Annotated in this window: 8 tRNA genes; 5 read left to right on the plus strand and 3 right to left on the minus strand. The window is 40.8% G+C overall.

Annotated elements, in window-relative coordinates:
* Positions 1-220 precede the first annotated feature (220 nt).
* From MSC25_RS17010 to MSC25_RS17020, 3 genes are all read right to left on the minus strand, one after another.
* A tRNA-Val gene (locus MSC25_RS17010) sits at positions 221-296 on the minus strand.
* A 159-nt stretch (positions 297-455) separates the two neighbouring features.
* Positions 456-531: transfer RNA gene (locus MSC25_RS17015), tRNA-Val, on the minus strand.
* Positions 532-677: 146 nt separating this feature from the next.
* A tRNA-Val gene (locus MSC25_RS17020) sits at positions 678-753 on the minus strand.
* 972 nt (positions 754-1,725) lie between these two features.
* Here MSC25_RS17020 and MSC25_RS17025 point away from each other — a divergent pair.
* The 5 genes from MSC25_RS17025 (at position 1,726) to MSC25_RS17045 (ending at position 2,543) form a co-directional block, all read left to right on the plus strand.
* Positions 1,726-1,801 (plus strand) — tRNA-Ala (locus tag MSC25_RS17025).
* 36 nt (positions 1,802-1,837) lie between these two features.
* Positions 1,838-1,913 (plus strand) — tRNA-Glu (locus MSC25_RS17030).
* A 141-nt stretch (positions 1,914-2,054) separates the two neighbouring features.
* A tRNA-Glu gene (locus MSC25_RS17035) sits at positions 2,055-2,130 on the plus strand.
* 176 nt (positions 2,131-2,306) lie between these two features.
* Positions 2,307-2,382 (plus strand) — tRNA-Glu (locus MSC25_RS17040).
* A gap of 85 nt (positions 2,383-2,467) precedes the next feature.
* Positions 2,468-2,543 (plus strand) — tRNA-Glu (locus tag MSC25_RS17045).
* Positions 2,544-2,659: the final 116 nt, after the last annotated feature.

The following is a 2,659-nucleotide window of genomic DNA, read 5'->3' on the forward strand; positions in this document are numbered from 1 at the left end:
TGATACTGGACTTGAACCAGTGACCCTCGCCTTGTAAGGGCGATGCTCTCCCAACTGAGCTAATCACCCACATATAAATTAAAACGCTACTATTAAAATAAATAGTACTGGACTTTAACCAGTGAACCTCGCCGTTACTTGGAAGTAGCGGTAATGCTCTCTTTTTTTCTAACTGAGTAATGACCCATTTAGATTTGTGTAATATGCACCATTCTAAGAATGGTGGGTCGTACTGGACTTGAACCAGTGACCCTCGCCTTGTAAGGGCGATGCTCTCCCAACTGAGCTAACGACCCATATTACATGTTACTACCTGTAGTAAGTAGTACTGGACTTTAACCAGTGAACTTCGCCATCTTTTATAAAAAGCGGTGATGCTCTCTTTTCTTGTAACTGATCTAACGACCCATATTACAATTTTAAAACGCGACTATTAATATAATAGGTTTTATATGTGGTGGGTGATACTGGACTTGAACCAGTGACCCTCGCCTTGTAAGGGCGATGCTCTCCCAACTGAGCTAATCACCCACATATAAAATTAAAACGCTACTATTAATAATAGTACTGGACTTAAACCAGTGAACCTCACCCTCTTTTACTAAAAGTAGTGACGCTCTCTTTTCTAACTGAGTTAACAACTCATATAGAATTTTAGATGTGTACACTTAATAAAGTGGTGGGTGATACTGGACTTGAACCAGTGACCCTCGCCTTGTAAGGGCGATGCTCTCCCAACTGAGCTAATCACCCACATCTAAACAACATTACATTGCTGCGTTGTTGTGGGGCGCTATTATAGATAGAGTTGCAAATGTGTCAACACTTGAATGCTAAAAATGTGCTGAATGAAGGTTTTATAAACAGCGCAGGGTGGTTGGCGTTTACTTTATCATCAAATTTAAGTTGTTAGGGTAAATTAACAGCTGAATCTGAACTAAGTGACTGCCTTATTTTTACTTACAATAAAAAGCATTGCTTAAATAAGCTAATAAAAGGCGATGTTGAAATTGATACAGTACGCGTGACGTTTTATCAAAAAGAAGATTTATGACTATATAAGGTTTTAAATTATTGAACTGGTATACGGTACTTTTTACGGTACTTTTTAAAAGGTACGAACACGTTAAAGGGCATAAGCAGTTATCTGTATTGCCATTAGTGCGAATAAACTTTAATTAACGCCATGGGTTTTGGCACAATGACAACAAAACAGAGCCTATTACCCAAACTGGAACATAGTGTTTAAAAACAGCACGAATTATTTGCTAGCACTTTTAACGACGGCCTAATTCACTTCAATTTTTATATGTGTGTACAAGCAACTTAAAAAGGGAAGGGTTGAGCATTTAATAATAAGGTTATCGAATAGAGCCCTCGCATTTTAATAACACAATTAAATGCGGGGTTTAGCCTTGGTTTTAGTACTTTTTTAACCCCAACTCAATTTGCATATAAATGTATACCTTTTATGTTAAACATTATTACTTCATCAACGAGGTATAAATAGGTAATTAACCTGTTTATAGTACTGTGAGATGAAGTACAGGCCAAATTTTGTCGAAATTGTATTTTTTTGCATGTCTGATAGCCAGTTTGTTGAAAATTAAACCATTTAAATAAAGTGGCATAAAAAACTGTTGACTTTATTTTGGGGGGTGCATAGAATGCGCCCCGCACTCAGCGATACACAACGTGTTAAACACGTTAGGTATTAAAAGGTTTGGGGCTATAGCTCAGCTGGGAGAGCGCTTCGCTGGCAGCGAAGAGGTCTGCGGTTCGATCCCGCATAGCTCCACCAAATCTTTGTGCATGTCCTAGGGTAGCAGTTTTCTGTGTCCCCATCGTCTAGAGGCCTAGGACACCGCCCTTTCACGGCGGTAACAGGGGTTCGAATCCCCTTGGGGACGCCATCTAACAAATAGTTAGGCGTGGTTTTACCAAGAGAATAGCGTAACACTTAAAGCTCGAGTCTTTATGTGTATTAAACGTATTACCTTAGCACCTCATGATATGAGTTAAACTTATCAACTGTCCTAGTGACACTTTTTAGTGTCCCCATCGTCTAGAGGCCTAGGACACCGCCCTTTCACGGCGGTAACAGGGGTTCGAATCCCCTTGGGGACGCCACTTACTATTTATAGTAGGGTAGTGTTATTAAGAAAACTCGCCTGAAACGAGTCAAACCATTCAGTTGTCCTAGTGACACAGAAAACGTTTTTGAGAAGATAATGCCATTCGCCTCGCAGGCTCGGTCTCATCTTACTTAGAAATAGCAAATCAGTGATTTGCAAAGCAATTTCTGCGTCCCCATCGTCTAGAGGCCTAGGACACCGCCCTTTCACGGCGGTAACAGGGGTTCGAATCCCCTTGGGGACGCCACTTACTATTTATAGTAGGGTAGTGTTATTAAAAACTCGTCTGAAACGAGTCAAACCATTCAGTTGTCCTAGTGACACTTTTTAGTGTCCCCATCGTCTAGAGGCCTAGGACACCGCCCTTTCACGGCGGTAACAGGGGTTCGAATCCCCTTGGGGACGCCACTTACTATTTATAGTAGGGTAGTGTTATTAAAAACTCGTCTGAAACGAGTCAAACCATTCAGTTGTCCTAGTGACACAGAAAACGTTTTTGAGAAGATAATGCCATTCGCCTCGCA

This window comes from Pseudoalteromonas sp. 1CM17D (assembly GCF_023161805.1).
GTDB lineage: Bacteria > Pseudomonadota > Gammaproteobacteria > Enterobacterales > Alteromonadaceae > Pseudoalteromonas > Pseudoalteromonas atlantica.